This window comes from Nitrosomonas sp. Nm84, from assembly GCF_003201565.1.
GTDB lineage: Bacteria > Pseudomonadota > Gammaproteobacteria > Burkholderiales > Nitrosomonadaceae > Nitrosomonas.
In genome coordinates, this window is sequence record NZ_QJJP01000076.1 from 1 (window position 1) to 1891 (window position 1891).

At 37.4% G+C, this 1891-nt stretch carries 2 protein-coding genes; both read left to right on the plus strand.

The features are described from left to right. The first annotated feature begins 27 nt into the window (after positions 1 to 27). Positions 28 to 624, plus strand: coding sequence for an alpha/beta hydrolase (locus C8R34_RS16125; protein WP_107804609.1), 597 nt, complete (start codon positions 28 to 30; stop codon positions 622 to 624). Between the two features lie 23 nt (positions 625 to 647). After that, positions 648 to 1757, plus strand: coding sequence for an alpha/beta fold hydrolase (locus tag C8R34_RS16130; RefSeq protein WP_207896501.1), 1110 nt, complete (start codon positions 648 to 650; stop codon positions 1755 to 1757). The last annotated feature ends 134 nt before the right edge of the window (positions 1758 to 1891 follow it).

Consider the following 1891-nt stretch of genomic DNA (forward strand, 5'->3'; position numbering starts at 1 on the left):
TAATTTTTCAATCGATTATCACCGTGTTTGACAATTGAGCCAGCTTTCAGTACATTCAAAACTTATGGAAAAGGTGGTTTATTTTTCCTATACCCTTCAATAGGAGGATTAATTGCGCAAATTTTGAATCAAAAAGGATTGGCTTCTGCTGTAGTTGCGATTCATTCCGTTCCGCCACAAGGGATTTTTACCTTCAAATTTTCATTTTTCAAAGCAGGTTGGGGGCCACTTGGATTTTTTACGTCGACAAAAGAAACTTTTTTAATGTGCTTTCCTAGTTGGCAATATGCTTTTGCAAACGGAATGGAATTAGAATTGCAGGAAAAAGGATATCTGCAATTGGCAATTCCGGAGTCAAAATTGGTTGTCCGAGATACAATTACTTCTGCTGCAAAAGTAGATTTTAAAAAACCGCACTATCCTTTATTATTTATTGCAGGCGATATGGATCATACGATTCCTCATCAACTGAATTATGATAATTATAAAAAATACACCGATAAAAACTCGATTACGGACTATAAAATTTTCCCAGGCAGAAACCACTTTGTATTAGGTCAGCCGGGTTGGGAAGAAATTGCAATTTATATTTTAGAATGGCTTGAAAAACAAAAAAATGAATAGTAACAACATTTAAATTAAAAATTATGAAATCGCCATTGATAAGAAGTTTGCTTAAGCAAACACCAATAAATAAAAAGGCGATACCATATTTGACCTTTAACCAATTAAATTTTACAAATATGAAATCAACTACCAACCATAATGCATGGTACAAAACAGCAAAAGTTTTTTTAGGACTTGCAATGATAAATCTTTTTTTTCTAAGCGCTTGTAAAAAAAGTGAAGAACCCTCAAATGCAGCTCTTGAAGAACCAAAAGAAGTGTCTGAGTCTCCAGAAGTAAAACCAGCTGATCCACCGGCTAATTTCAAACACCAAACGGCTTTAGTAAATGGCGTAAACATTCATTATGTCATTGGCGGAACAGGGGAGCCTTTGGTACTTGTTCACGGATTTGGCCAAAACTGGTATATGTGGAATCGATTGCTGCCGGAGCTTTCAAAACATTTTACGGTTATAGCACCCGATTTGAGAGGTGTGGGCGAATCAGATAAGCCAGAATCAGGTTATGACAAAAAAACGATGGCCACAGATATTCATGAACTCGTGAAGAAATTGGGTTACAACAACATAAATCTTGCCGGACACGACATTGGATTGATGGTGGCTTATGCGTATGCAGCCCAATATGGCAATGAAGTCAAAAAACTGGCTTTGATGGATGCTTTACTTCCAGGCATAGAACCGGTTTGGTCACAGGTTTCGGCTTCGGCTTGGTGGTTTGGATTTTTTGCTTGGCCTACTGCTGGAGACATTGTTGCCGGTAAGGAAAAGGAATTTTTGACCAATTTTTGGCCAATGGTTGGACACGTGAAAGATCCTTTTACTCCCGAAGAAACAGCCGAATTTATAAGAGCTTATGCTGTTAAAGATGGTGCTAAATCAAGCTTTAAATGGTTTGGAAATTTTCCTCAGGACGGAAAAGACAATTTGGTATTTGCTAAAACAAAATTAAAAATGCCTTTGCTTGCAATGGGTGGAGAATTTTTTGCGGCAGCGTTCCTTAAAGAACATTCTAAACTTGTGGCAGTAAATGTATCCGAATCAAAAATCGCAGGTTCGGGACATTGGTTGGTTCAGGAAAATACGGCTCAGGTGCAAAAAGATCTATTGGCATTTTTTCTGGCAAAATAGAGTATTCAAAATAAAACAAAGAATATAATTAAATCGAACCCAGGCGCGTAATTTCTCCCACATATTCTGATAACTCAATCTTGGCTTTATCTATACCTTCCACTGCTTCCTTCCGGATGCGGTCAATTTCATCG

What these genes read in the sequence shown, in the direction of transcription:
- C8R34_RS16130 (WP_207896501.1), top strand. Translation starts at nt 648, where the DNA reads ATGAAATCGCCATTGATAAGAAGTTTGCTTAAGCAAACACCAATAAAT.